The sequence below is a fragment of the Sorangium sp. So ce836 genome (assembly GCF_028553905.1).
Lineage (GTDB): Bacteria > Myxococcota_A > Polyangia > Polyangiales > Polyangiaceae > Sorangium > Sorangium cellulosum_D.
Map to the genome: position 1 here is coordinate 9171278 of NZ_CP102233.1, position 25949 is coordinate 9197226.

The 25949-nt window shown below is 68.6% G+C and carries 18 protein-coding genes; 14 read left to right on the forward strand and 4 right to left on the reverse strand.

Annotation, left to right across the window (positions count from 1 at the left end; genetic code table 11):
* Nucleotides 1–9: 9 nt before the first annotated feature.
* The 3 genes from NQZ70_RS33185 (at nt 10) to NQZ70_RS33195 (ending at nt 3811) form a co-directional block, all read left to right on the forward strand.
* Entirely contained in the window at nt 10–696 is a 687-nt protein-coding gene (locus NQZ70_RS33185; RefSeq protein ID WP_165374296.1) for a thioesterase II family protein, read from the forward strand.
* 60 nt (nt 697–756) lie between these two features.
* The gene (locus tag NQZ70_RS33190) at nt 757–1938 is read left to right on the forward strand and encodes an acyl-CoA dehydrogenase family protein (RefSeq protein WP_129577816.1); all 1182 of its coding nucleotides are present in this window, start codon (nt 757–759) and stop codon (nt 1936–1938) included.
* Between the two features lie 160 nt (nt 1939–2098).
* On the forward strand, nt 2099–3811 hold the full coding sequence (locus NQZ70_RS33195) for a pyridoxal-phosphate dependent enzyme (RefSeq protein ID WP_129577817.1): 1713 nt from the start codon (nt 2099–2101) through the stop codon (nt 3809–3811).
* A 180-nt stretch (nt 3812–3991) separates the two neighbouring features.
* Here NQZ70_RS33195 and queD read toward each other — a convergent pair whose 3' ends face one another.
* Nucleotides 3992–4354 (reverse strand): 6-carboxytetrahydropterin synthase QueD, encoded by a 363-nt coding sequence (queD, locus tag NQZ70_RS33200; RefSeq protein ID WP_129577818.1) that lies wholly within the window; start codon nt 4352–4354, stop codon nt 3992–3994.
* Nucleotides 4355–4638: 284 nt separating this feature from the next.
* Here queD and folE point away from each other — a divergent pair, with 284 nt between their 5' ends.
* The 9 genes from folE (at nt 4639) to NQZ70_RS33245 (ending at nt 14599) form a co-directional block, all read left to right on the forward strand.
* Complete coding sequence (gene folE / locus NQZ70_RS33205) at nt 4639–5217, forward strand: GTP cyclohydrolase I (protein ID WP_129577819.1); 579 nt, start codon at nt 4639–4641, stop codon at nt 5215–5217.
* Nucleotides 5214–5900, forward strand: coding sequence for an SDR family oxidoreductase (locus tag NQZ70_RS33210; RefSeq protein ID WP_129577820.1), 687 nt, complete (start codon nt 5214–5216; stop codon nt 5898–5900). The genes folE and NQZ70_RS33210 overlap by 4 nt, the downstream gene beginning before the upstream one ends.
* Nucleotides 5901–6341: 441 nt before the next feature.
* Nucleotides 6342–7019 (forward strand): GTP cyclohydrolase II, encoded by a 678-nt coding sequence (gene ribA / locus NQZ70_RS33215; protein WP_129577821.1) that lies wholly within the window; start codon nt 6342–6344, stop codon nt 7017–7019.
* Nucleotides 7020–7177: 158 nt separating this feature from the next.
* Complete coding sequence (locus NQZ70_RS33220) at nt 7178–7906, forward strand: hypothetical protein (protein ID WP_129577822.1); 729 nt, start codon at nt 7178–7180, stop codon at nt 7904–7906.
* 151 nt (nt 7907–8057) lie between these two features.
* Nucleotides 8058–9236: an MFS transporter gene (locus NQZ70_RS33225; RefSeq protein WP_129577823.1), complete on the forward strand. Its 1179-nt coding sequence runs from the start codon at nt 8058–8060 to the stop codon at nt 9234–9236.
* Between the two features lie 227 nt (nt 9237–9463).
* Entirely contained in the window at nt 9464–10321 is an 858-nt protein-coding gene (locus NQZ70_RS33230) for an OB-fold-containig protein (protein ID WP_237244258.1), read from the forward strand.
* Nucleotides 10322–10465: 144 nt separating this feature from the next.
* Nucleotides 10466–12691, forward strand: a complete 2226-nt coding sequence (locus NQZ70_RS33235; RefSeq protein ID WP_129577825.1) for a hypothetical protein — start codon at nt 10466–10468, stop codon at nt 12689–12691.
* A gap of 253 nt (nt 12692–12944) precedes the next feature.
* Complete coding sequence (locus tag NQZ70_RS33240) at nt 12945–13370, forward strand: GxxExxY protein (RefSeq protein ID WP_237244259.1); 426 nt, start codon at nt 12945–12947, stop codon at nt 13368–13370.
* Between the two features lie 314 nt (nt 13371–13684).
* The gene (locus tag NQZ70_RS33245) at nt 13685–14599 is read left to right on the forward strand and encodes a helix-turn-helix domain-containing protein (RefSeq protein ID WP_165374297.1); all 915 of its coding nucleotides are present in this window, start codon (nt 13685–13687) and stop codon (nt 14597–14599) included.
* A gap of 174 nt (nt 14600–14773) precedes the next feature.
* Here the strand turns inward: NQZ70_RS33245 and NQZ70_RS33250 are convergent, their stop codons facing one another.
* The 3 genes from NQZ70_RS33250 to NQZ70_RS33260 all read right to left on the reverse strand — a co-directional run bounded on the left by NQZ70_RS33250 (nt 14774) and on the right by NQZ70_RS33260 (nt 19929).
* Nucleotides 14774–16165: a hypothetical protein gene (locus tag NQZ70_RS33250; RefSeq protein WP_237244260.1), complete on the reverse strand. Its 1392-nt coding sequence runs from the start codon at nt 16163–16165 to the stop codon at nt 14774–14776.
* A gap of 408 nt (nt 16166–16573) precedes the next feature.
* Entirely contained in the window at nt 16574–18070 is a 1497-nt protein-coding gene (locus NQZ70_RS33255; RefSeq protein WP_237244261.1) for a DUF1552 domain-containing protein, read from the reverse strand.
* A 110-nt stretch (nt 18071–18180) separates the two neighbouring features.
* The gene (locus NQZ70_RS33260) at nt 18181–19929 is read right to left on the reverse strand and encodes a DUF1592 domain-containing protein (RefSeq protein ID WP_237244262.1); all 1749 of its coding nucleotides are present in this window, start codon (nt 19927–19929) and stop codon (nt 18181–18183) included.
* A 605-nt stretch (nt 19930–20534) separates the two neighbouring features.
* Between NQZ70_RS33260 and NQZ70_RS33265 the strand changes: the two genes are divergently transcribed.
* On the forward strand, nt 20535–24227 hold the full coding sequence (locus tag NQZ70_RS33265) for a hypothetical protein (RefSeq protein WP_207217556.1): 3693 nt from the start codon (nt 20535–20537) through the stop codon (nt 24225–24227).
* Nucleotides 24228–24358: 131 nt separating this feature from the next.
* A complete protein-coding gene (locus NQZ70_RS33270) occupies nt 24359–25294 on the forward strand; it encodes a fumarylacetoacetate hydrolase family protein (protein ID WP_129577829.1) in 936 nt (311 codons plus the stop codon).
* The last annotated feature ends 655 nt before the right edge of the window (nt 25295–25949 follow it).

A 25949-nucleotide genomic window follows, 5' to 3' on the forward strand; every position in this document is an offset into this window, starting at 1 on the left:
AGGCTCCGAATGTTCTGCTTTCCTTACGCTGGCGGCAGCCCCTCGGTGTTTCGGGGCTGGGTCCACGCGATCCCGGCGGACGTGGACGTCATGGCGGTACGGCTTCCGGGTCGCGATAGCCGGATCAAGGAGCCCGCGTACCGCGAATGGCCCGCGTTGCTCGCCGCCATCGAGGACTCGCTTCTAGAGCTGCTCACCGGGCGCTTCGTCTTCTTCGGCCATAGCATGGGCGCGGCGGTTGCCTATGAGCTCGCCCGGCAGCTCTCGGCGAAGGGCAAGCCGCATCCGGCGCACCTGCTGCTGGCCGGTTGCCGCGCGCCGCACGTCCCTCGCTACGTGCCGGCGATCCACCACCTGCCAGACGAGGAGTTCTACGAGGGGCTGCGCGACATCAGCGGGACGCCTCCGGAGGTCCTGGCAGACAAGAAGTTCATGGCGCTGTTCGCGCCGACGCTGCGCGCGGATATCAAACTGGCGGAGACGTGGTCGGGGACGGCCAACGAGCCGCTCGACGTCCCGATCACCGTGTTCGCTGGCGCGGACGACGCGCTCGCTCCGCCGGATCGCATCCCAGAGTGGGGTCGCTATACGACAGGACGGTTCACCGCCCATGTACTCCCCGGTGAACACTTCTTCCTCCGGACGTCAGAAGACGCGCTGGTGGGTCACGTTCGTGCCACGCTGGAATCCTGCTGACGGACAGCGAGAGCACCACGTGGAGAGGGGCAGCAGGAGCATGGAGCGCTGGACGCCGTGATGTCCGTCTACTTTTCGCCCGAGCACGAGGCCTTTCGTCATCGCGTACGGGAGTTCCTGGCGCAGGAGGTACTACCGTTCGCCGACGAGTGGGAGCACGCTCGATGCATTCCGCGACAGACATGGCTGGAGATGGGCCGCCGCGGGCTGCTCGGGCTCCCGTACCCGAAGGCGTACGGCGGAGCCGAGCTGGATCTGTTTTACTCGCTGGCATTTCTCGAGGAGCTCGGCCGCACGGGGTACTCCGGCTTCCGGGCCTCCGTGTCGGTGCACGAGTACATGGCGACCCACTATCTCGCCACGTCCGGCAGCGAGGCGTTGAAGCGCAGCTACCTGACGAAGGCGATCGCCGGAGAGAAGATCGCGGCGCTCGCGATCACGGAGAAGGACGCCGGCTCGGACCTGAACCGCATCGCCACCACGGCGACGCTCGACGGTGATTGCTTCGTCGTGAACGGCGAGAAGACCTTCGTCACCAACGGGACGACGGCCGGCTTCATCACGCTGGCGGCGCGCACCGCGCCCGCATCGACCACGGCGAAGCGCGGTGCTACGGGGCTCTCTCTCTTGATCGTCGATGCTGAGTCGCCCGGCATCTCCAGGCAGAGGCAGGACAAGATTGGGTGGCATTGCTCCGACACGGCGGAGCTCCGCTTCGAGAACGTGCGCGTGCCTGCCGAAAACCTGATCGGCAAGCCCGCCGGCGGCTTCATGTATCTGATGCGCGGGTTCCAGCTCGAGAGGCTGGTCGCAGCGACGCTGGCGATCGGCGGGATGGACCGCTGCATCGAGGAGACCTGCCGCCACATCGTCGGGCGGCCCGCTTTCCAGGGGACCTTGGCGGGCCTGCAGGCGATCCGGCACCGGGTCGCCGACCTGGTGACGGACATCGAGGCGGCTCGCCAGCTCGTCTACCACGCCGCATGGCTGTACCGACGCGGCGAGCTGCCCATCGCGGAGTGCTCGATGGCCAAGCTCCGCGCCACCGAGCTCGCGAGCCGCGTGGCCGCGGAGTGCTTGCAGCTCCACGGCAGCCGCGGCTACCTGGAGGGCTCGGCGATTTCTAGGATATACCGCGACGCGCCCGCCGCGACCATGGCCGGCGGGGCGAGCGAGGTCATGCGTGACATCATCGCGCAGATCGCCATCGAGGAGAACCATCGGCCGGGCGGCGTGCCATGATCGCGCGCTGGCCGCCGGGGTCCTCCTCCGGCGCAGACATGCGCGCGAGAGCGTGCCGTTGTCCGGCCCTGGGGCACGCTCGACGCCGTGATCCAGCGCAGTCGTGCGCGGAGCCGACGTGGCGCACGTCGATCATGAGGCACACGGCGACGGAGGTGACGTGCTGAGCTGCTGGCTCAAGCGCTGGGATGCGCTCGGGACGCCTGAGCTCCTCGGCGATCCGGCGACTCCAATGGCGAGCGCGGCCATGGTGGCGCTCGCATCCGCCGCGCGGCTCCTGAGCCGGTCGCTGCCTGACGGGCAACTCCGTGTGCTCGAGCTCGGCTGCGGCGCGCTCCAGCCTGCGGCCGTGCTGCGCGGCACGCTCGGCCCCGCTCGCGTCCATTTCACGCTCCTCGACGGAGACGAGGCGATGATCGAGCGCGCCCGCGACGCCCTGGGAGATTCCGTCGTCGCCACGCACGTGCTACCGGTGGAGTCGGCCGAGATCGCGGCGAGGCTCGGGGATGCGCGCTTCGATGTCGTCCTCTCGGTATGCGCGGCATCTCAGCTGTCCGATCGCGCAGAGAGGGCTCTCCTTCGCACGATCTGCGCGTGCCTGGCGCCGCACGGTGCGCTCCTGCTGCTGGACATCTTCCGTCTCGAAGGGCTCGCGCGGGAGCTCGGGTGCGCGGCGGGGGAGCCGATCCGAGAGCAGGCGGCGAGCGATGATGTCGCGGCGTTCGGCGCCGGGCCGCCCCGCTCGGCGCTTGACAGGCTCGCTGGCGAGCGCCGCATCGCCGTGGAAGATCATCTCCTCTGGCTGCGGCAGGATTCGCGCATGGACGCGGCCTGCGCGTGGCGCGCGTGGGACGCCGCGCTGCTGATCGCCCGCCGGGGCGAGATGCAGGCGGGCAGCGCGCGGTGGCCGGGCGAAGCCACGGCGGGTGTCGCCGCGAGCGTGGCCGATACGATCGGCGACACCCCGCTCGTGGCGCTCGACCGCCTATGCCGCGGGCGAAATGGGTCGATCTTCCTGAAGCTCGAGATGCGCAACCCGGGCCTCAGCAAGAAGGACCGGATCGCGGTGGAGATGGTGCGCGCCGCCCGCCGCACAGGCGCCCTGCGGCCTGGACAGCCGGTCGTAGAGCTCACGAGCGGCAACACCGGCGCCGGGCTGGCGATCGCGTGTGCGATCCTCGGGCATCCCTTCGTGGCGGTGATGAGCGCGGGGAACTCCATCGAGCGCGCTCGCATGATGATGGCGCTCGGCGCCGAGGTCGTGCTGGTACCGCAGCACCACGACTCGGTGCCCGGCGTCGTCAGCGGGCTCGATCTCGCGCTCGTCGAGGAGCGCGCCCGCGCTATCGTGGTCGAGCGGGGCGCCTGTCGGACAGATCAGTTCGAGATGGAAGCCAACGTCGAGGCGCACGAGCGCGGGACAGGCGTGGAGATCCTGAGGCAGACCGGCGGCCGACTAAATGCGTTCGTCGATTTCGTGGGCACCGGCGGCACGTTCGCCGGCGTGGCGCGGGCGTTGAAACGTGCGCTGCCGGCCGTCCGCACTTACGTGGTCGAACCCGCAACGGCGCCCTTCCTGGCAGGCGGGGAAGTCACGGATCAGCGGCACCGCATCCAGGGCGGCGGCTACAGCCGAGAGCTGCCACTCCTGGATCGGGCGCTGTGCGATGGCTATCTCACCGTCAGCGACGAGGAGGCCATCGACGCGGCCCGCCGGCTCGCCCGGAGCGAGGGTATCTTCGGAGGCTTCTCGACGGGCGCGAACGTCGCCGCCGCGGAGAAGCTGCTCGCGGGACCGCACCGCGGCGGGACGATCGTGTGCCTCGCGTGCGATTCGGGGTTGAAGTACCTCAGCACCGATCTGTACCCATGAACCCGGCGAGCTCGGCACCGCGTCGAGCTCGCTCGGAGTATTGCAGCTCCCCCTCGCTCGCGCTCCATGAGCTCGGGCCGCTCGCGGCGTTCGTCGCACAGGGTCCCGCCCGCGCGAAGCCGCCGCGAAGCAGCGCTGAAGTCCGGCCATCATCCCTGGCCGGACTTCAGGCGGGCCGGACTAGTCCCCTTCGTACTCGCAGCGGGCGTCGCAGGTCTCGAAAATCGTGACCCGCTTCAAGAAGGGCAACGACGGCGCGAGCCGGTCCCAAATCCACCGGACGAGCACCTCGCTGGTCGGGTTCTCCAACCCGGGAACATCGTTCAGGTAGTTATGATCGAGCGCCGCGTAGAGAGGAGCCCAGGCCTCGTAGAGATGGCCGAAATCGAGAAACCACCCCGTCTCCTCATTCACGGGGCCACGGATGGCGATCTCGACCTTGAAGCTGTGGCCATGGAGGCGCGCACATTTATGTCCAGGCGGCACCCTGGGAAGTCGATGAGCGGCCTCGAAGCGAAATTCGTGCACGAGACGAACATTCATGGGTCAACCCTCATGAGGCAAACGCGATCCATTGTCAATGGACCTCGTGGGTGCGCGCCGCGACGGCCGGCGAGCAGCTCGGGCCGGTCCCTCGCGCAGCAGTGACATGGGAATGTTCGTGCGAATAGATGCATGCGCAGGCCGTCCATGCGCGGCTTCGTCGCATCCACGCGGACTCGAGCTCCTCGGGCTTGACGCCTCGGAGTTATTTTGATTTGTTGCGTCATCGCACGCTCACAGGTGCCTCATTTCCTATTGAATGGTGTTCAATGAACCAGGCCGCCATGATCGACCGGCGTAGGGCAGCGCAGGCCATCGAAGAGTTTCTTCGCGCCCTGGGGCGCGATCTCAAGGGAGACCTCGCCGGCACGGGCAAGCGGGTCGCCGACGCGTGGGCGGACGACCTGATCCGCGGGGACGCGGTCGACGCGGCCGCCATTCTCCGCGAGGGCAGCATGGAGGCGGGTCCCCTCGATCGTGGGCTCGTCGTGGCCCGCGACCTCGCCGTGACCACGATGTGCCCGCACCACCTCCTACCGGCCCACGGCGCCGGGACCATCGCTTATCTGCCGGGCGCGCGGATGGCTGGCATCGGCACGCTCGCGCGCGTGCTCGACGCGCTCGCCCGGCGCCTCACCCTGCAGGAGCGCATTGGCGGGCAGCTCGTCGAGCTGCTCGTAAACGAGCTCGGCGCGAGGGGCGCCCTGTGCAAGCTGGCGCTGACCCACACTTGTTTGGTCGCGCGCGGCGAGCGCAAGGCGGGCGCCGTTATCGAGACGGTCGCGGTCGCGGGGCTGTTCGCTGAGCCGTGCCCGGAGCGCGACATCGCGGTCGCCGCCGCGCTCGCCGGGGGCCGGGTATGACCGGCGTTGCGGTCGTCACCGGACCGAGCCGAGGGATCGGAAGGGCCACCGCGCTCGCTCTCGCGCGCCGGGGCCTCTCCGTCGCGCTGCTCGGCCGCCAGGGTCCACGCCTTGACGAGATCGCCGACGCGGTACGCCGACTCGACGTCGCCGCGCTGCCGGTCCCCTGCGATGTCGCCTGCGAGGAGCAGGTCGCGCGCGCCGCCGCCGAGGTCGTCGCCTGGCGCGGCGCGCCCAACGTCGTCATCAACAACGCCGGGATCGTCCGCCGCGGCGCGGCGGTCCACGAGACCTCCCCTGCCGCCTGGGACGAGGTGATAGCGGTCAATCTCCGCGGCCCGTACCTCGTCTCGCGCGCCTTCCTCCCGGCCATGTTGGCTGAGAAGCGCGGCCGGCTCATCCATGTCGGCAGCATCTCCTCGACCATCGCGTCGCCCGGCAACGCCTCCTATGCCGCGTCGAAATGGGGCCTCGTCGGCTTCTCGAAGAGCCTCGCCGAGGAGCTGCGCGCGACGGGGCTCCTGTCGATCGCCGTGCTCCCCGGCTCCGTGGACACGGACATGCTCGTCGGCAGCGGGTTCGCTCCGCAGATGAGCGCGGACGACGTGGCGCGGTTCATCGCGTACGCCGCGCTCGACGCTCCAGAGGCCGTGACCGGCGCGGCCCTCGAGATGTTCGGCTGACGGCCTGAGCGACGCGGGAGCCAAGAAGCCGGGACGTCCGCCTCGACGAGCCCGGCCTGGGCAGGGCACGCCACCGTAAATTGATGCGACGGCACCGTGACGACCACTTGCGACGCGGTAGGGGTATGACGAGATATAGATCTTGTAGGGATCATCTTGGGTCGAGCCCAGCAGTGCGGCTCAGGCGAACTGGTTCGATTCTCACCACCTCTCTCCCGGCGCGGGCCTGAGGACGGCGCGTCACGCTCTCGCCGATCGCGAACGCATATCGAACGCATTGAGGATCGAATCGAGGGCCACCATTCGTTCTTGCGCTCACTCGGTGAGTGGGCTAAAGCACTGGGCAACGCAGCGGAATGGCTGCGTCTCTCCGAGCGAGAGCAATTCGCGCGACAGTCGTCGCTTCATCGGGGGGCTGATCATGTTCAGAAGGAGAGCGAGATGCACGTCCCCGTGACGGCGATCCGGCCTCAGCTCGATATACGCGCCCAGGCTCCTGTACCCACGAAGCATGGCGTCTTTCAGATGCTGGTATTCCATTGGCTCAGCTCGGCCCATCCCGAGCACGGGCTCTCGCCCGATCACGTCGCGCTGGTCATGGGCGACGTTCGCGGGAAGTCGGGGGTGACCCTTCGCGTTCACTCCGAGTGCCTTACGAGCGAGGTATTCGGTTCTCTGAAGTGCGATTGCCGCGAACAGCTCGAGGCGGCGCAAGCCGAGGTCGGGCGGCAAGGGCTTGGCGTAGTGCTCTACCTCAGGCAGGAGGGACGCGGGATCGGCCTCGCCAATAAGATCCGCGCATATGAGCTACAATCGTTCGGGCACGACACGATCGATGCGAACCGCCTCCTCGGGCTGCCCGACGACGCCCGCGGTTATGAGCCTGCCGCCGCCATGATCGAGTACCTGGGCATCGAATCGATCCGGCTTCTCACCAACAACCCGGACAAGGTGAACGCGCTCGTCGCGCTCGGCGTGCACGTGGCCTCGCGCGCTCCGGCGCTCATTCCGGCCAACCCCTTCTCGGCGCATTACCTCGAGGCGAAGCGCCTGCGGATGGGCCATACGCTCCCGTCGTTGGCGGACGGCGGCGTGGTCTCGAGCGGCGACGCGAAGTAGCCCGGTGCGCGACGCGGCGAGCCGCTCACATTGAGCAGGGCGGACCGCCCCCCGGCGTCGGTTCGCTGGACTGCCGCTGTACACCGAAATTTCGACACCAAAGCGCTGACACCGACAGATTACTTACTTGATGTCTCAGAAGGACAATAGAGGATCACATGGAAACGCAAGAGAGCACGTCGACGAAGGCAAAACCCGGCTTCGCCTCGAAAAAAGAGAAGATCAAGAGCGTCCTGGAGATGGTCAGCCAGAGCGACTATGACAAGCTGATCAAGCAGACCGCAGAGATGTTCGACCTCGAATACAACACGGTCGAATCTCACCCGAACAACATCAAGGCCGTCATCAAATACAAGACCTTCACGTTCCGGGAAGGGATCTCGCTGTCCTCCAAGACGTTCATGATCTTGCACAGCCTGGGACACTACTACTTCATCTCGAGCGCCAAGAAGACGAAGAACACCAGGTACGAGTACATCTACGACAAGGCAGGGACGGACTCGCCCAACCTTCACCTCTACAAGAATCTAGGTGAAGAGCCTCGCGTGGTCACTGACCAGATGCGAAAAGATAGGATTGACTTCGAAGTCGGCGCCAACAACTTCGGCATCGAATTCCTGAAGCACATCGGCATGGCGCACCTCAGCCCGGTGGTGAGCATCTACCAGGCAGGCGACGTCAACTACATCCTCGACGTGACGGCGCACGGCAAAGACGCCATCGTACCGACCGACTACGACTACCTGGACCGGTACATCTGCAACGGCCTCACGTACGAGGAAGAGCCGAATGACGAGCGAATCTTCGTGGCGGAAGATTTTTCCCTTCACGGCACCCTGGATTGGCCTTATCTTGACCACCTGAAGCTCGAGGTTCACTTCTTCTGACCGAGTCTACCGGCCGCTGCGCGCTCGGCTCGGCCGGCAGCTCGGAGCCGTCGCCGGCGACGCAGGAAAACACTGGGTGACATCTCAGAACCTCCAATCCTCCGCTAGTCCAGTGGCGCCTCGTGTACCGACTCGGCGGTTGATACCGCTGATGTTGGTCATGTTCCTCATTGGGACAGCGGAGGTGGTCGCAGGGCCGATGATGGCGGCCATGGGCGCTCATTTCGGCGTTCCCGCTGCGCAGATTGCCTGGTTGCCGGCGAGCTACGCGCTCGTCTATGCCTCCCTCGCGCCGCTCCTCGGCCCGTTATCCGACAGGTTCGGGCGCAAGCCCCTGCTCGTTCCAGGGCTCATCGGGTTCAGCGCAGCAGCCGTGCTCATCGCCCTGGCGCCTTCCTTCTCGTCTGCCGTCGCCGCTGGCATCTTCGGGGGCATCTGCGCTGCCGCGGTCCAACCTAACGCGCTGTCCATCATCAACGACAATGTCGAGGAGGAGGCGCAGCCGGCGGCCACGGGCCGCGTCTTCATGGGATTGACGCTCAGCTTCGTCATCATGCCGGTCGTCAGCGCCGTGCTCGCCGCGCGGGTCGACTGGCGAGCAGCGTATCTCCTGGTCGGAGCAGCGGCGCTGGTGGCAGCCGTCCTGACGTGGCGGATGCCCGTTCGGCGCGCCGCGGTACAGAACATGGGTTTCTGGACCACGTTCCGAGAGGCGCTCACCATCTACAGCGTCCGGCGGCGGCTCGCAGCCAGCTTTCTGTGGCTCGGTCTGTCGATCGGCGTCACCACGGTCCTGGCCGAGGTCTTGCGCCGTCGGTTCCACATGCAGACCGAGGCCATCGGCGTCATGGTCGGCGCATTCGGACTCGTGACGGTGATAGGTAACTCGTTGATCGGTCGAACCGAGCGGCTCGCCGGATCGCGCTCGCGGGTCGTCGTCGGCGGCGTCATCGCGACGCTCATCGGATGTCTGGTGGTCGGCGTGCTCCCGCCGTTCTCGCTGCCGGTGGCCGCGCTGGCGGGGGTTGTCTGGGCGCTGGGGTACGGCATCGCAGGACCTGTCCATCACTCCGGTTTGGGACAGATCTCCCGCCATGTCCGCGGCACCATCACCGCCCTGAACGCGAGCCTTCTGAACCTCGGCATTGTCGTCGTTGCCTCCTGCGCCGGGCGCTTCTTCGACGCCCTCGGCGTCGAGGCCGTCGTTGGCATGGCGGTCCTCGGAATGGTGAGCGGGCTCGGCCTGCTTCTGACCATCCGGCCGGCGCCCGATCTTCGTGCCAGCCAGCCGGGGGCGCTCGCAGCGCCTCCGCGGTTTTCCCGTCGCTAGCGCCTCGTTTCATCTCAGGCTGCTCCGCCTTCGGCGCCTACCTCGGGATGTCAAGCGTTTTCGCCGACATACCGGCCGGCAGAATTTGACCCCATCCCTCCCCTCCCTGTGATCCAATCGGGCGCGCTGGTCGCGGGCGCCGCATCGCGCGGCGTTCCCCTGCGCCCGCGCCCTGCCCGCGTCTGCCTATGGCCGAGGTGCTCGCCGCTTCGCTCGCATTCCCCGCCGTGATCTTCACGGTCGTGCTCGCGCTCGCGCTCATCTACTGGCTGTTCGTCCTCCTCGGCGCGCTCGACCTCGATCTGCTCGGCGGCGCCCACGGCGACGCGACGCCCGACCTCGGCGGGCTCGAGGGCGCCGCCAAGGGCGCGCTCGAGGGCGCCGCCAAAGGGGCGCTCGAGGGCGCCGCCAAAGGGGCGCTCGAGGGCGCCGCCAAGGGCTCGCTCGAGGGCGCCGCCAAGGGCTCGCTCGAGGGCGCCGCCGACGGCGCGCACGGCGTCGGCGCGGTGCTCGTCGCCCTGGAGCTCCACCGCGTGCCGGCGACCGTGACGCTCACGCTGATCGCGGCGTTCGGCTGGTTCACGAGCGCCCTCTCGACGATGCTCGCCGCGCCGCTCTGGACCGGCGCCGGGCTGCCGCGCTGGGCGCTCGGCGTCACCGCGCTCGCCGCGTCGCTCGTCGTCGCCGTGCTGCTGACCTCGCTCGCGGTGCGGCCGCTCGCGCCGCTCTTCGTCACCCGGCACGCGACGTCGAAGAAGGACCTCGTGGGCCGCGTGTGCGTCGTCTCCACCGGGCGCGTCGACGAGCGCTTCGGCCAGGCGGTGATCGACGAGGGCGGCGCGAGCCACATCCTCGACGTCCGGTGCGACACGCCCGGCGCCCTCCGCCGCGGCGACCGCGCGCTGCTCGTGAGCTGGGACCCCGACGGCGAGGTCTTCGGCGTCGAGCCGCTCGACGGGCTGCTGGGCCCACCCCCTCCCCTCGCCGAGCGGCTTGCGTCCCGCGTGGAAGCTCCCCCGGACGGCGCCGAGGACGAGGCCATGCCCGCGGCGCGCGCCAGGGACGAGCAGCAGCGCGGCGGCTGAATCCGCTTTCGCGCTGCTCGTTTCGTGTACGCTCTCCCCCGAGGGGGCATCGTGCGGCCCCCGACCCGGCTCGGTGCGGGCCCGGGCGTCGATCCTCGCTGGCGCGAGGGTCAGCGCCCTCCCCTCCGCCGGAACGCGAAGGAGATGCGCGTGCCCACTGTGACTGTCCCCCTCGTCCTCGTCCTCGTCGGTGTCCTCGCCTTCGTCGTCCTCGGGATGCTGGTCATGTACGCCAAGTTCTACCGCCAGGTGGATCAGGGCAAGGCGCTGATCATCAACACGCGAGGCCAGGACCCCATCGTCACCTTCACCGGGACGCTCGTCCTGCCGATCATCCACCGCGCCGAGTACATGGATATCTCGGTCAAGACGATCGAGATCGACCGGCGCGGCAAGGAGGGCCTCATCTGCAAGGACAACATCCGGGCGGACATCAAGGTCACCTTCTTCGTGCAGGTGAACAAGACGCAGGACGACGTGCGCACGGTCGCGCGGACCATCGGCTGCGTCCGCGCGTCGAACCCGGAGACGCTCGAGCAGCTGTTCGCCGCGAAGTTCTCCGAGGCGCTCAAGACCGTGGGCAAGCGCCTGAACTTCGAGGACCTCTACAAGGAGCGGCAGAAGTTCAAGGACGACATCATCGACGTCATCGGCAAGGATCTGAGCGGGTTCGTGCTCGCGGACGCGGCGATCGACTACCTGGAGCAGACGCCCATCGAGCTGCTCGACAAGGACAACATCATGGATGCCGAGGGCATCCGGAAGATCACCGAGCTCACGGTCACGCAGAACGTGCTGACGAACGAGCTCCGCCAGAAGGAGCGGATGGAGATCGGCAGCCAGAACCTGAACTCCGATGAGGCCATCTTCCGCTTCGAGCAGCGCCGGGCCGAGGCCGAGGCGAAGAAGGCGAAGGAGATCGCGGTGGCGCAGGCGCGCGAGCAGAACGAGGCCGCCCGCATCACGAGCGAGGAGCGCAAGAAGACGGTGCTCCTCCAGGAGAAGAACGACGAGGAGGCGTTCGTCGCCCGCGAGGCGAAGGAGCGCGGCGTCCAGGTCGCCCAGAAGAACAAGGAGCGCGAGGTCGCGGTCGAGACCGAGCGCGTCGAGAAGGCGCGGCAGCTCGAGATCGTGAGCCGCGAGCGCGACGTGTCGCTCCAGAAGATCGCCCGCGAGAAGGAGCTCGAGCTCCAGAAGAAGGACATCGCCGACGTGGTCCGGGCGCGGATCGCGGTCGAGAAGACGGTCGCCGAGGAGGAGGAGCGGATCAGGGACGTGCGCGCCGTGGCCGAGGCGACGCGCCTCAAGGACGTGACGCGCATCAACGCCGAGGCCGAGGCGCAGGAGCAGCTCGTCAAGCAGATCAAGGGGGCGGAGGCGAGCGAGGAGGCGGCGAAGTTCCGGGCGCGCGAGAAGCTCCTCATCGCGGACGCGGAGCTCGAGGCGAGCGACAAGGCGGCGCGCGCGAAGATCCGCATGGCCGAGGGCGTGCAGGCCGAGTCGGCGGCCGATGGGCTGGCGCGCATCCGGGTGAAGGAGGCCGACGCGCAGGCGATCGAGAAGCAGGGGTTCGCCGAGGCGCGCGTGGCGCTCGAGAAGATGAACGCCGCCGCGGTCGGCGAGGAGAAGCAGGGGCTCGCGCGGGTGCTCGTGAAGGAGGCGGAGGCGCAGGCGATCGAGAAGCAGGGGCGGGCCGAGGCGCTCGTGGCGCGGGAGCGGCTGCTCGCCGAGGCCGCGGGCATCGAGCAGAAGGGGCTCGCGACCGCGAGGACGCGCGAGGCGGAGGCGATGGCGCTCGAGAAGACGGGCCTGGCCGAGGCGACCGCGATCAAGCAGCGGCTCTTGGCCGAGGCGGCGGGCACGGCGGAGAAGGCCGCGGCCATGAAGGCGCTCGACGGGGTCGGGAGGGAGCACGAGGAGTTCCGCCTGCGGCTCGAGAAGGAGCGGGCGGTGGAGCTCGAGGCGCTGCGCATCCGCGCCGAGATCGCGCGGGCGCAGGCGGAGATCCTGCGGGGCGCGTTCGAGCAGGCGAAGATCAACATCGTGGGCGGCGACGGGGCGTTCTTCGATCGGTTCGTCAAGGCGGTCACGCTCGGCCAGTCGGTCGACGGGATGGTCGACCAGAGCGCCACGGTGCGCGCGCTCGTCGGCGACTACCTGAACGGCAACGCGAGCCTCCCCGAGGACCTGAAGCAGCTCGTCGCGCACCCCTCGCCGCTCGCGAGGCCCGCGGACGGCACGCTGTCGGGGATGCTGACGTCGCTCCTGCCGAGCGCGGACGCCGACGGGAAGAAGAAGATCGAGGCGCTCGCCCAGAAGGCGCGGGAGCTGGGGCTCGATCAGCTGGTGCAACGACCCCCGCGGACCTGAGCGGCGCTCGGCGGCCGCGGGGAACGTGAGAAAGATGGGTCGCCATCGACGGAGCCCCGACCGTGCGCCGCCGTCGACCCACGATCGCGATCATTGGGCCGCGTGCCCCGTGGACCGCAGGTCGACGATCGCGGGGACATAGGGATGACGGAAGAAAAGAGGACCGCAAGGGCGCAGGGGGACGCAAGGGATCGGAGATGATGGGGCGAATGCTCCCAAGCGCGAATCTCGGTTTCGAGAGACCCCACCGGAGGTGAATGAGCTTGCGCGGCGGGTGATCGACGCGGCGATTGAAGTGCACCGGCATCTCGGCCCCGGATACTCGGAGTCGGTCTATGAGAAGGCGCTCGTGATTGAGCTTAATCTTCGAGGCATATCGTTCCAGCCGCAGGCGGGTTTCAGCGTCGACTATAAGGGACACGAGGTAGGCGAGGGCCGAATGGATCTCCTCGTCGAGCGCCTCCTCGTCGTAGAGCTCAAGGCCGTCGATCGCTTCACCGATGTCCACGTCTCGCAGGTCCTGTCGTACCTGAAGGTCACGGCACTTCCGCTGGCGCTGCTCATCAACTTCAACGTCCCGGTGCTGATGCGCGGGGTGAAGCGCGTCGTTCTAAATCACCCGGCGAACCACGACGGCGGGGCAATAGCGTCAAGCGGACCGCAAGGAAGACAGACATGACCGCCAGCCTCCTTTCCTTGCGTCCCTGGCGCCGTTGCGGTCCTCTTCTCTTTCTCCCCCATGCTGCCCAACCATTTGATGATCCGACGGCGCGTCGCGCCGCGGCTCATCCGTGCGTTACACGGACGGGCGCCGACCTGAACCGTGCGCGGTGTCTCGCCATTTTTTAACTCTCTACGCCGCTCGCTTGGTGGTCCACTCGCGGCGTGCCGCAGCCATCGACAACGGGTTGCGCCAAGCGTAGGCACGCCGTTTTCGGCCCGTTCTCGCTGAGCGGCTCGAACGGCGCAGCCGTACCTGCTATGCTCGGCGACATGGACAACGCCGAGTCCCTCTTTCGAAAGCTCGACCTCGCCTACGTGCAGCAGGAGATGATCGGCAAGGCGTTCGAGAACAACTGGCTCGAATGCAAGGAGAAGCAGAGGCCGGATCAGGGGTCGCTCGATCAAGGCGACAAGTCGAACTTCGCCAAGGCGCTGTCCGGCTTCGCCAACACCTCCGGAGGGGTGTTGATCCTCGGCCTGGAGGCGCGAAAGGATAACGACGATATCGATCAAATCGTCGGCCTCAAGCCCATCAAGGAGCTGAAGAAGATCGAGTCCGCCCTGAGGGAGTTAGAGAGCCGAGTCGTCGAGCGAATGGTCGCCGGAGTGGAGTACCTGCCGATCGCAACGGCTGGGGATGATGGCCTGATCGCTGTCTACATCCCGCAGAGCGAACGCCCGCCCCATCGGAGCCAGATCGACAACAAATTTTATCTGCGGGCGGGCGGTGTGTTCAGTGCGATGCCGGTCAGCCTGATCGAGGATTTGTTTGCCAGAAGACTGCGCCCTGCATTGGAATTTATCATCCGAAAAGTTGGCGACGATCGCCTCGTGGTTTCACTCGCGAATCGCGGAAAGGCGAGCGCGAGGAACCCGTACGTAATCTTCGGCCTCCCCAGTGGTATCCGCCAGAGTGGTTACGAGCTAAACGGCAACACGCGCTTGGAATCCTGGGCGGCGGTCTACGAGTACAAGGGCGAAAAGGGAGTCTACATGTCTTTTCGCGCTGGCAGCAATCTCGTCGTTCATCCCGACTCAGAAGTCGCGCTTCTTCAGCTTCAACATTCACGTGTTGAGAGGCGCGGGTCGATGGGATCGACGGCGACGTGGGACTTCGCGTACCACGTTTATGCCGAGAATATGCTACCGGCCGAAGGTGTTTTTCAGGTGGAGATCGAGGCTTAAGGGGCGGGCTTACAACGACGGCTGGGACATAGCGCCAAGCGGACCGCAAGGAAGACAGACATAGCCGACATCCTCCTTTCCTTGCGTCCCTGGCGCCCTTGCGGTCCTCTTCGCTTTCTCCCCCATGCTGCCCGACCATCTGATGGATCCATCGCGCCGCGGCACATCCATGCGTTATCGGTTCTTGGTCACGTAGGTCAGGGCGGCGAGGCACATCTCGTCGAGCGTGCTCTCGCCGAGGCGAACGTCCACCGGGCCCGGGATGTTCTGCTCCTGGAGCGCCTTCACGAGGAACGGATTGCTGTTCGAGTTGTTGTACGTGCAGCGCATCGTGAGCAGATCGCCCCCGTGGATGCGCGGGAGCTCCGCGATGGGAGCGTCGTAGTAAAACCCGCGCTGCCACGAGAAATCCCACCTCGGCGTCTGCACGAGGCACTGCTCCCCAGCCCCGTTGGGATCGCCCCGCGTGTGCTCCAGGGTGACCTTCATGTCCGTGCCCACATAGTGCATGTGGGTTCCGGCGCCGTAGAGGTACATCTCCGCGGCAGACACCGACTCGGGCATCCGGAACTGCATGGTCTCGACGTGATCCTCCGCGCCGGCCGGGATCATGAACTCGGCGCCGTTCCCATCGTTCGGGCCGGGCAAGAGGCCGCCGCCCTCGTCCACCGACGACTCGAAGTTGCCGATCAGCGCGACCCCCATCGAGTACTCCGGCACCCCCTTCGTGAAGCGCATCTGGAGGCGCGTCTTGTCCGGATCCGCGGTCGTCCCCGCCGGGTGATAATGCACCTGCATCACCAGCCGCGCGCCGGCCGGGAGCTCGGCGCCGATGTTCGGCTCGAACTCCAGCGGGACGCCCCCCGGCGCCCACGCGGCCACCAGCTGGCCCGAGAAGCCGGGGCCGCCGAAGCAGTCGTATCCCCCGTGCTCGTCCGCGAGCTCGTCCGCCGCGCCCTCCCGGTCGAGGAACACGAGCGCGTGGTGCACCACCTTGCTGTTGCCAGGGACGACGTGCACGCCGTTGATGTAGCGCGTCTCCGAGAGCCCAGGATCCATCACGAAACACCGGAACTGGTCGGCATCGCCGCTCGCGACGAACGGCTCCTCCGGCGCGACCTCCAGCTCGACCCCGCTGAGCCCGCCGGCGCCGCGGACGAACGGCGGCGGGGCGTCGGCAGGATCGCCCTCGGGGGTGCCCGCCGCAGCCCACGCCTCGAGGACGGCGATCTCGGCCTCGCTCAGCCGGAGATCATCCTTCCAGCCGTACGGGGGCTGGCACTCGTCGGTCTCCTCCGCCCCCCACGGCGGCATCGTGCGCTCCCGGGTCGCGTGCGCCATGAGGCTCGCCACCGTGCGCGCCTCCTCGTACGTCGTCAGACCGAACGGGGCGATGTTCCCCGGGGAGTGGCAGCTCATGCAGTGCTTCTGCAAGAGCGGCTCGACGTCGCGATGAAATGTCGGCGACGTCCCCGCCGAGCCCGGCGCCTCCTCGCCGGAACAACCCAGGAGCAGCGCCGGCAGGAACGCCAGCGGCGTGAGCACGAACGACATCGACTTTCGCATGAAACTCCTTCTCGACAGCGTCCGCCGCGCAGACGCGCCGTCGGGGTCGTGATGGCCTCATCGCGCAGCGGCGCGCCGGCTGGACCGGAGCAGCCGACGACGAATCGTAGGGCATCCTACGATCGGTGCGGCATGTCCGGAGACGGGAAGCGACCACGGGGGGCGCAGAATAGTTCCCGAGGAGACCCGAGGCCCCGACGAAAACGTGCGCGCCGCGGAGAGCTGGAGCAGGGGTCTGCCGAGGCGCGTGGCGCTCGAGACGAGGAACGCCGCCGCCGTCGGCGAGGAGAAACAGGGCCTCGCGCGGGTGCTCCCGGAGCTGGCCCAGGAGGCGCGGAGCTCGGTCTTGCTGAGCTCGCCAGGCGAGGCCCGCGCGCCCGAGCGGCGCCGCGAGGGCCTCCCCTCGCCTCACGCCTTGAGGGCGTCGAGCTCCCCCGGATTGCCGATGCCGGGCCCGTCGATGACCTTGCCTGCGCCGTCCGTGGTGAACGACGGAGAGCTGCCGCCGAAGCCGGCCGAGACCGCGTCCGACACGCCGAAGCGATCGACCGGAATCCAGTCGGGGCTCCCGGCGCCGAGCGCGTTGATCAAGGTCGTGTAGAGCTTGTTCAACGGGACGGTCCCGCCCGACGAGCCGGTGTTGCCGCTGTTGTCCTCGCCCTCCGCGCCGGTCGCGCAGCTGGCCTCGCTGTTGCCCACCGCGAGGTTCCCGCCCGCGAGGTTCACCGAGACGCCCTGCTTGAGGTAACCGCCGGCGCTGCCGGCGATCACGATGGGCAGGTTGTTGTTGTTGTGCGCATTGCCATCGGCGAGCTCCGGCAGCCACATCACCGCGGAGTTGTCGAGCATGGTGCCATCCCCCTCCTCGATGCTGTCGAGGGTCTTGACCAGCTTGGCGTAGCGGCCCGCATACCAGCGGTCGATCTCGTGGATCTGCTCGAGGACGCCGCTCACGCACTGGCCGCCGGTGGCGGCGCTCCCGTTCCGGTGCGAGAGCCCGTGATGATCGTGGGTGTGGGCGATGCCGTCCCAATTGAACGTCACGTAGCCCGGCCACTGGAGCACGATGGATCGGTTGCTATCGCACATCATCGTGAGGGCGATGAGGCGGATCATCATCTCGCTGCCCAGCGTGTACACCTTCTCGCTGTTGGGGAAGCCGCCGCCGCGCGCGGGGTAGCCCGCCTCGGTGAGCGCGGCGTCCGTGACGCCGAGCGCGGCCGCAGCCTCCTCGGTGCACGCCGAGGGGACGACCTGCTGCTCCGTCTCGCGGAGCAGCGAGAGCCAGTCTTCGACCTTCCTCCGATCGGGGCCGCTCATCTTGCGGGCCTTGAAGGCGTTCAGGTCGGCGCTCACCAGATCGATGATGCTCTCGCCGCGCGCCACGCGATGATCCGCCTCGGTCTCGGAGCCGCTCGCGAAGAGCCCGGTCAGGCTGCTGTACACCGTGCGAGCGTTGGTCACCGGAGCGTACGGCGTCTTCGACGCCGAGTACGACACGATGCCCTTGACGTTCGTGAACGCGTTGCCCACGGAGAGCACGAGCGGGGACTTGTTGGTGCCCTGGTTGAAGCGCTGCGCGATCTCGTGATCGAGCGAGTGCGACAGCGCCCAGTGCTCCCCGGCCGGATCGAGGGGCGCGCAGGTCAGCTTGCTGCCCATGCCCTGATCGTGGGGGTCGAAATGCACCACCCCGTCCACCTTGTTGTTGAAGCCGTTCATGGGCATCGCGAGCCCGCGCGGGAAGAGCAGCTTCGCCGCGAAGGGGGCTAGCGGCGCGAGGGTCCGGGGCTTCCCGTCCGCCTGCACCGCCTCCAGGGACGCCGCGGTGACGCTCCCGGACCCGTTCTCGATCGTCGGGAACCAGCGGTTCGTCAGGCAACCGTTGTTGGTATAAAAGATCACCAGGCGCCGCGGCGACGGGACCTCCTGCGCTCGCGCAGAGCGGACGAGCGAATTCAAGAAGGGGAGCGCGAGCGCTGCGCCACCAATTCCGCGTAGGAATAGCCTTCGGTTCACGGCGCCACCTCCGTCTGTAGTGCACGAACTCGGAACGATTGACTCTGCGTGAGGTCCGCGATCAGGTCGAGCACGGTGTAGCCGCCCTGGGTGAGCTTGGCGGTCAGCTCGTCCACGGTGCAGGCGTCTTCGCTGTTGAGCTCGCGCTCGTAGGCGAACGAGACCCACTTTCTCACGTAGCACTTCTGCGCTTCCGGCGAGCTCGCGATGGCCTCGGAGAGCGCCACCGGGCCGTCGATCTCCACGACGCTCTCGCCCATGTCGACGCTCACCCGCGTGTCGATGGGCGCGCCCGAGAACGACTCCTTCTGCTGGTAGGCCCCCACGGCGTCGTACGCCTCGAGCGCGAAGCCGGTCGGGTTGATGAACGTGTGGTGGCAGAACTTGCAAGCGTCTGGCGCCGTCTGCGCGTCGACTCGAGCGCGGTTGGTCGTGAGGCTTTCGTCCGTGGGCAGCGGCGTGCCCTCCACCATGGGCGGCGGCGGCGGGATGTCCGCGCACAGGACCTCCTTCTGCAGGAACGCGCCGCGCAGGATGGGCGACGTTCGCTCGTACCCCGAGTGCGACACCAGGAAGCCCAGGCGCGTGAAGAGGCCCGAGCGCTGCGTCGGGTCGAGCTCGACCGGCACGAGCTCCGCGCCGTTGAACTGCGCGGGATCCAGGCCGTAGAGCGGCGCCAGGGAGGCGTTGACGAAGCCCACCGGCGTGGTGACCAGCTCCTGGAACGTCCCGGCCTGGTCGAAGACCACGTGCTCGATGAAGCGCTCGGTCTCCTCCGACAGGAGGGGGACCATCGAAGCGTCGAAGTCCGGGAAGGCGGCCGGATCGCGCTGGATGTTCGACCAGCGGGTGCCCGGCCCCATGTGCAGGTAGTGCTCGTGGAAGGCCTTGACCATGCCGCGGCTCTTGGGATCCGCCAGCATTCGCCGCGCCTGCGCGAGGATCTGCTCCGGCGTGCGCAGCGCGTCGGCGTCCGCGGCGGCGAACAGCTCGTCGTCCGGCATGCTCCCCCACAGCAAGTACGAGAGGCGCGACGCCACTTCATGGCTGTTCAGCGCGAAGTACTCGCCCTCGGGCGTCTCGTCGATCTCCGCGCGCATCAGGAAGGAGGGAGAGACCAGGAACCCTTCGATGATCAGCTGGGCGCCCTCGTTGAACGAGCCGGTCTCCGTGAGCGCCTGGCGGCGGGCGTAGAGGGCCTGAAAGCGCCCCCTCTCGTCGTCGGTGAGCGGGCGCCGGAAGGCGCGCCGTCCCAGCGTATCGATGAGCTGGTGCGCGCACGCGGTGCCGTCGCCCGCCGGGGTGCAGGGGATGGTCCTGGCGCGCGCGCCGGCGTCCGCCATCACCGCCGCCGCCACCGTCGCTGCGGCAGTTTTGTACCCATCCCACGCGCGCTGATCGACGCTCCCGACGCCGTCCGGCGCGAGCATCGACGAGGGCTGGCTGTCGATGCCGACGAGATCGCGAATCGTGTTGTCGTACTGGACCCTGGTCAGGCGCGGCAGCGCCGACGTCCGCGGGACGCCCGGCACGCACACGGTCGGCTCGACGCCGGGGCCGCCGCCCGTCGAGCCGCTCCCGCCCGTGCCAGCGCCGGCACCAGGCCCGCTGCCAGGCCCGGCGCCAGGCCCGCTGCTCCCCTCTTCGTCATCCAGGCCGCCGATGTTCGCGATGCAACCGAGCATCGCCGCGCAGCTCGTCGTGAACAGCGCAGGAACGATGAATCGCCTCGCCCACGTGTACATGGCACTCACCTCGTCCGGGGGGCGCGTACATCGGCCATCGCCCAGACATAGGATGCCTGTTCATGGGCCGCAGATCACTCCTTTTCTCGTATTTTCGTTACGGCGCAAGTTTGTTTTCTGCACCGAAATCCCCTGGATAAAACGTTGTCACGGCCGGCGCCCGGACGCGCTCGAGTCCAGGGGACCCGCGGCTCGCTCGTGCCTCTGAGACGACCCGAGGAGAACGTCACAACGCGATGCGACCCGTGGAGTTGGGCAGGACGCGCCGCGCGCCTCGCCGCTGAAGAGAAGAGAGGTCAGGATCTGGCCAGCCTTGGCGTCGTGGACGATCCGGCGCGACCCCGGAGCGCCGGTCGAGCTGGGCAGGCGCCTGCGACGCGCCGTGCGGCCCGTCGTTCGTCAATCCACGGCCGGCGGTCCGTCGCCCGAGGAACGCGGCGCGTCCACGCGGCCAGCAGGGCGATGCTGCGCAATGCGGCGAGGTGCGATACCGGCCTCCATCCATCGGGACGCAGGGAGGCGTCCATTTCGCCATCGCGTCAGGTCTCGTTCCGGTGGCCGCGAGATCTGTAGACAGCGTAAGGCCTCTGAGCTCCACTGGTCTTATGGCGCGCGATAGGAATTTTCTGCGTCCGAACCTCGCCACGCTGTTCGTCCGGGTGGCGCCGCTCGTCCCCGTGCTCGCGTTGGTCGCCTCGCTCGCCGCGACCGGCTGTGCGGGCAGCTCGGAGGTCCCGACAGGGCCGACCGGGACCGGCGGCGCGGGCGGCAGCGGAGGCCTCGGCGGCGCGGGCGGCAGCGGCGGCGACGGCGGCAGCGGGGGCGCGGGCGGGGTCTGGAGCGGGAAGCTCGAGCTCTGCGTGCTCAACGACGGAGGGCCGACCGGCGCGTGCGCGAGCCCCGAGGTCCTCGACTTCGCGTCGGTGCCGGCCGGCCGGCAGCGGACACGCATGTTCCGCGTCGAGAACCAGACCGGGAAGGACGTCGTCTTCACCGAGGCCGGCATCGCCAGCGCCGACTTCGCCGTCGCGCCGGTGCGCTACGAGCCCGATCCGGCGAGACCGGGCGGGTGGACCCGCGCCGCCGATGCGCTGCCGGCCGAGAGCGCGCCGGGCGGCGCGCTCTATTTCGAGGTGACGTTCACCTCGAGGGGCGTCGCCGGGCCGCTGCCCGCCGATCGGGTGACCGTGGAGGCCGAGATCGGCGGCGCCCGCGCGCCCGACGTGGTGGTGCCCGTCATCGGGCGGTCGGGCAGCTGTCCGGTCGGGACCGCGGCGTGCGACGACGAGCCGGACAACGGCTGCGAGACCGACCTCCTGACCAGCGCGGCCCACTGCGGCGCGTGCGACCAGCTGTGCGTCTCCCCGAACGGGACCACCGGCTGCATCGACGGGGTCTGCACGGTCTCGTCGTGCACCAACAACTTCGCCGACTGCGACGGCAACCCCACGAACGGCTGCGAGACAAACCTGCTGACCGACGTGCGGTCGTGCGGGGCGTGCGGGGCGAGCTGCCTCAAGGAGCACACCACGGCGTTCTGCAACGGGGGCAACTGCAACATCATGGGGTGCGCGCAGGACCACGCCGACTGCGATCTCGACCCGCTGACCGGCTGCGAGACCGATCTCCGGACCAGCGCGGCCCACTGCGGCGGCTGCAACGTCGCCTGCGACTTCGCCCACGCGAGCGAGGCGTGCGTGGGCGGCGCGTGCGAGTTCGGGGCGTGCGACGCCGGCTACGCCGACTGCGACGGCGACCTGACGAACGGCTGCGAGGCGAACATCGGGGCGAGCCTCGCCAACTGCGGCGCCTGCGGCGCTTCGTGCAGCTACCCGGGCGCCGTCGAGGCCTGCCTCTCGGGCGTCTGCGTGATGGGCGCCTGCGACGCGGGCTTCGCCAACTGCGACAACGACCCGGCGAACGGCTGCGAGGTCGACACCGGCACGAGCCTCGCGAACTGCGGCGGCTGCAACATCGCCTGCTCGCTCCCGCACGCCGCCGAGTCGTGCCTCGCCGGCACCTGCGTGCTCGGCGCCTGCGAGGCCGGGTACGCCAACTGCGACGACAACCCGGCGAACGGCTGCGAGGTCAATCTCAACAGCAGCACCGCGCACTGCGGCGCCTGCGGCGCGACGTGCGACCTCCCGCACGCGGCCGAGTCGTGCGTCGGCGGCAGCTGCGTGCTCGGCGCCTGCGCCGCGGGGTACGCCGACTGCGACGGCGACCCGGCGAACGGCTGCGAGGTCAATCTCAACAGCAGCGCCGCGAACTGCGGCGCCTGCGGCGCGGCGTGCGACCTCGCGAACGCCGCCGAGTCGTGCCTCGGCGGGACGTGCGTCCTCGGCGCGTGCGCCCCGGGGTACGCCAACTGCAACGCGAGCGCCCTTGACGGCTGCGAGGTCCACACGGCGAGCGATCTCGCGAACTGCGGCGGCTGCAACCTGGCGTGCGACCTGCCGCACGCCGCCGAGTCGTGCCTCGCCGGCAGCTGCGTGCTCGGCGCCTGCGAGGCCGGCTTCGCCAACTGCGACGGCCAGACGGCGAACGGCTGCGAGGCCGACACGCGCACCAGCGCCGCGCACTGCGGCGCCTGCGGCGCGGCGTGCGATCTCGCGAACGCCGCCGAGGCGTGCGTCGCCGGGGCCTGCAACCTCATCGCCTGCAACGCGGGGTACGCGAGCTGCAACGGCATCGACGCCGACGGGTGCGAGATCAGCACCGCGACGGATCCGGCGAACTGCGGCGGCTGCGGCATGAACTGCGCCGCGGCGATCCCGAACGCGGCGGTCGGGTGCGGCGCGGGGGCGTGCACGTTCGAGGGCTGCCTGCCGGGCTATTACAACATCGACGGGTCGCTCGCGAACGGCTGCGAGTACGCGTGCACGTTCCTGAGCGACGTGGACCTGCCGGACGACGCGTTCGTCGACGCGAACTGCGACGGCATCGACGGCGACGCGAGCCAGGCGATCTTCGTCGCCACGGACGGGAGCGACGCCAGCACCACGCCGGGCACGATGGCGCAGCCGAAGCTCACGGTCATGGCGGGCATCAACGAGGCGGTGCTGAGGGGCAAGACGCAGGTCTACATCTCGCAGGGGACGTACAACGGCCGGGTCACCCTCACGAGCGGCGTGTCGCTCTACGGCGGCTACAACCGGGCGCTCGGCTGGGCGCGATCGGCCGCGTCGATCGCCGTCGTGCGCTCGGGGTCCACGGATGGCGGCTACGCCGCGGCGGTCGAGGGGACGAACATCAATGCGCCCACGACGATCGATCGGCTGACGATCATGACCTTGGACCTCCTGGGCGGCTCGTCGCCCGGGATCTCGAACTACGCCATGCGCTGCGTCAACTGCACAGCGGTGACGCTGAAGAACAGCAGGCTGGAGGCCGGCAACGGGGCGCCGGGCGCGGCGGGCGGCAGCGGGACGGCCGGTGCCGTGGGCGGCAATGGGTCGACCGGCGGGGCGGGCAGCTGCGACGACGTCGGCACGCGCACCGGCGGGGCGGGGGGTACGTCGAGCTGCGGGCGCACTGGCGGCAACGGGGGCAACGGCGGTCCCGAGGGGGAGCATGCAGGCAGCGGCGGCCAGAACGGCGTGGGCGGGTCGCTCGGCGGCAGCGGCGGCGCACCGGGGAACAACACGAATCGCGCGCAGCCGGGCACCGCCGGCCAGAACGGCGCGAACGGCGGGGTCGGGCTGAACGGCACCGGCGGCAACGGCGGGACGGTCACGGGCAACCTCTGGCGGGCGAGGGCGGGCAACACCGGCGGAACGGGTGTGCACGGCAACGGGGCCGGCGGCGGCGGTGGCGGCGGCGGGCAGGGCGGTCTCGCGAACAACGACGGCGCCGGCAACGGCGGCGGCGGCGGCGGGGCCGGGGGCTGCGGCGGCCTCGGAGGCCTCGGGGGCAACGGTGGCGGCGGCTCGTTCGGGCTGTTCCTCGTGAACTCGAACGGGTTCACGCTCATCGCCAACCAGATCTCGAGCGGCAACGGCGGCAACGGCGGCGCGGGAGGCGTCGGCGGCGCCGGCGGCAACGGCGGCAACGGCGGCAACGGCGGGACGGTGTGCACCAGCGAGGTCGGCGGCGGCGGCAACGGCGGCCGCGGCGGCAACGGCGGCCAGGGTGGATACGGCGGCGGCGGCGCGGGCGGCGTCTCGTATGGCCTCTACCGCGTCGGCAGCAGCTCGGTGTCGTTCGTGGGCAACGTCCTCGCGGCCGGCTCGGGGGGCGCCGGCGGCACCTCGATGGGGTTCCCGGGCACCGCGGGGCTCTCGGGCAACTCCATCTGAGAGGCCATGACGGCCGCCCTGCCGCCTTTCGGCTCCACCCTCTCCTGCTTTCCGCACGAGCTCCGCGGCGCGCCCGCCGGCTGGACCCGCGCCGGCGCCGTCATCGAAGCACGGGACAAGCGAGATCTCCGATGAAATTCTGCACCTTCAGCCATCCGGCGCGCGGGACCATGCGCCCAGGCGTCCTCACCAGCGACGGCGCGATGATCGTCGATCTCGGCGGTGTCTTCCCGGAGATGCTGTCGATCATCAAGGGTGGCGAAGAGGCGATGGCGCGGGTGCACGACCTGCATGCCAAGGCCGAGATCCGCGTGCCTCTGTCGGACGCCGAGCTGCATGCACCCGTGCCGGTGCCAGAGCAGATCCGCGACAGCATGCTGTTCGAGAAGCATGTGCAGCAGGCGATGGCGCAGATCGCCAGGATGCGTCATCCCGTGCTCGGCCCATGGTTGGTCAAGCTGGGAATGGTCAAGGTCGCGCCGACCTGGTATCAGATCCCGATCTACTACAAATCCAATCGTTTTTCGGTGATTGGCCCCGATGGCGACGTGATCTGGCCGCGCTACAGCCAGGTGATGGATTTTGAGCTAGAATTCGGCTTCTTCCTCGGCAAGGAGGGCAAGGACATCAAGCCGTCGGAGGCGCGCGACCACATCTTCGGCTTCACCATCTTCAACGATTTCTCCGCTCGAGATGCGCAGAGCATCGAGATGCAGAGCATGCTCGGCCCCTGCAAAGGCAAGGATTTCGACACCGGCAACAGCATGGGGCCGTTCCTTGTCACGACGGATGAGATCGGCGATCCCTATCGTTTACGGATGCAGGCACGGGTGAACGGCGAGACCTGGTGCGACAGCAGCTCCAGCACGATCCATCACAAATTCGAGGATCTGCTGGCGCGCGTCTCGGCCGACGAAACCGTCCATCCTGGCGAGTTCTTCGGCTCCGGCACCGTCGGCGATGGCTGCGGCCTGGAGCATGGGCGCTATCTCAAGGATGGCGACGTGGTCGAGCTGGAGGTCGAGAAGATCGGCGTCCTGCGCAACCGCGTGGTGCGGCAGAAGTAACCAGTCGGCGAAGAAGGGCTCGGGCAGGCCGGGGATATCGACCTCGGCCGTGAAGATGCCGCCCGCCAGCGGCGTGGCGGCGAATTCATCGGCAGTGTGCCTTTGCCGCGCCGAGGTGATGTCGTGCTCGGTCAGCCTGTGTCCGGAGGCGGCACCGTGGTCGCTGGCGGGCGCTCCGATCCACCGACGTCACCCGCTGCGCTCGACCCGCCGGTGCAGGAACAGCAGGGACGTACCATAGCCTAGATCACCGTTGACGCCGCCTTCCGGTGGGAGAAGCATCCGGCATCGGGGGGAAGGCATGGCATACGGGGCATGCGCCGCGAGATCCTCGACTTGCCGATGCTTCCTTCGATTTATGCAGCTCGCAAACGGTGACGTGCACCGTCACCTGGAAGGCGGGTTCGGCCACTTGCGGAAGCACGACGAGCTGCACGACGCTATACCAGGGCCAACATGCATCGCTGGACGAAGCCGAGGAGCGGTGCGAGAAGAGTTACGGCGTCGGAACCGACTCCGGGGCGCTGTCTTGCAGCTCTTGCGAGTGGGGCACGGGCGCAGCCAACGACTGCTTGGAGCACTGCAAGGACCTCTGCTACCAGATATGGGAGAAATGTCGCGAGGATTGCCCTAAGGGAGACAAAAACTGCCTATC

Bases quoted from the DNA above. Each gene is read 5' to 3' on its own strand.
- NQZ70_RS33185 (WP_165374296.1), top strand. From the start codon at position 10: ATGTTCTGCTTTCCTTACGCTGGCGGCAGCCCCTCGGTGTTTCGGGGC.
- NQZ70_RS33190 (WP_129577816.1), top strand. From the start codon at position 757: ATGTCCGTCTACTTTTCGCCCGAGCACGAGGCCTTTCGTCATCGCGTA.
- queD (WP_129577818.1), bottom strand. From the start codon at position 4,354: ATGAATGTTCGTCTCGTGCACGAATTTCGCTTCGAGGCCGCTCATCGA.
- folE (WP_129577819.1), top strand. From the start codon at position 4,639: ATGATCGACCGGCGTAGGGCAGCGCAGGCCATCGAAGAGTTTCTTCGC.
- NQZ70_RS33210 (WP_129577820.1), top strand. From the start codon at position 5,214: ATGACCGGCGTTGCGGTCGTCACCGGACCGAGCCGAGGGATCGGAAGG.
- ribA (WP_129577821.1), top strand. From the start codon at position 6,342: ATGCACGTCCCCGTGACGGCGATCCGGCCTCAGCTCGATATACGCGCC.
- NQZ70_RS33220 (WP_129577822.1), top strand. From the start codon at position 7,178: ATGGAAACGCAAGAGAGCACGTCGACGAAGGCAAAACCCGGCTTCGCC.
- NQZ70_RS33225 (WP_129577823.1), top strand. From the start codon at position 8,058: ATGTTGGTCATGTTCCTCATTGGGACAGCGGAGGTGGTCGCAGGGCCG.
- NQZ70_RS33235 (WP_129577825.1), top strand. From the start codon at position 10,466: ATGCGCGTGCCCACTGTGACTGTCCCCCTCGTCCTCGTCCTCGTCGGT.
- NQZ70_RS33245 (WP_165374297.1), top strand. From the start codon at position 13,685: ATGGACAACGCCGAGTCCCTCTTTCGAAAGCTCGACCTCGCCTACGTG.
- NQZ70_RS33250 (WP_237244260.1), bottom strand. From the start codon at position 16,165: ATGCGAAAGTCGATGTCGTTCGTGCTCACGCCGCTGGCGTTCCTGCCG.
- NQZ70_RS33260 (WP_237244262.1), bottom strand. From the start codon at position 19,929: ATGTACACGTGGGCGAGGCGATTCATCGTTCCTGCGCTGTTCACGACG.
- NQZ70_RS33265 (WP_207217556.1), top strand. From the start codon at position 20,535: ATGGCGCGCGATAGGAATTTTCTGCGTCCGAACCTCGCCACGCTGTTC.
- NQZ70_RS33270 (WP_129577829.1), top strand. From the start codon at position 24,359: ATGAAATTCTGCACCTTCAGCCATCCGGCGCGCGGGACCATGCGCCCA.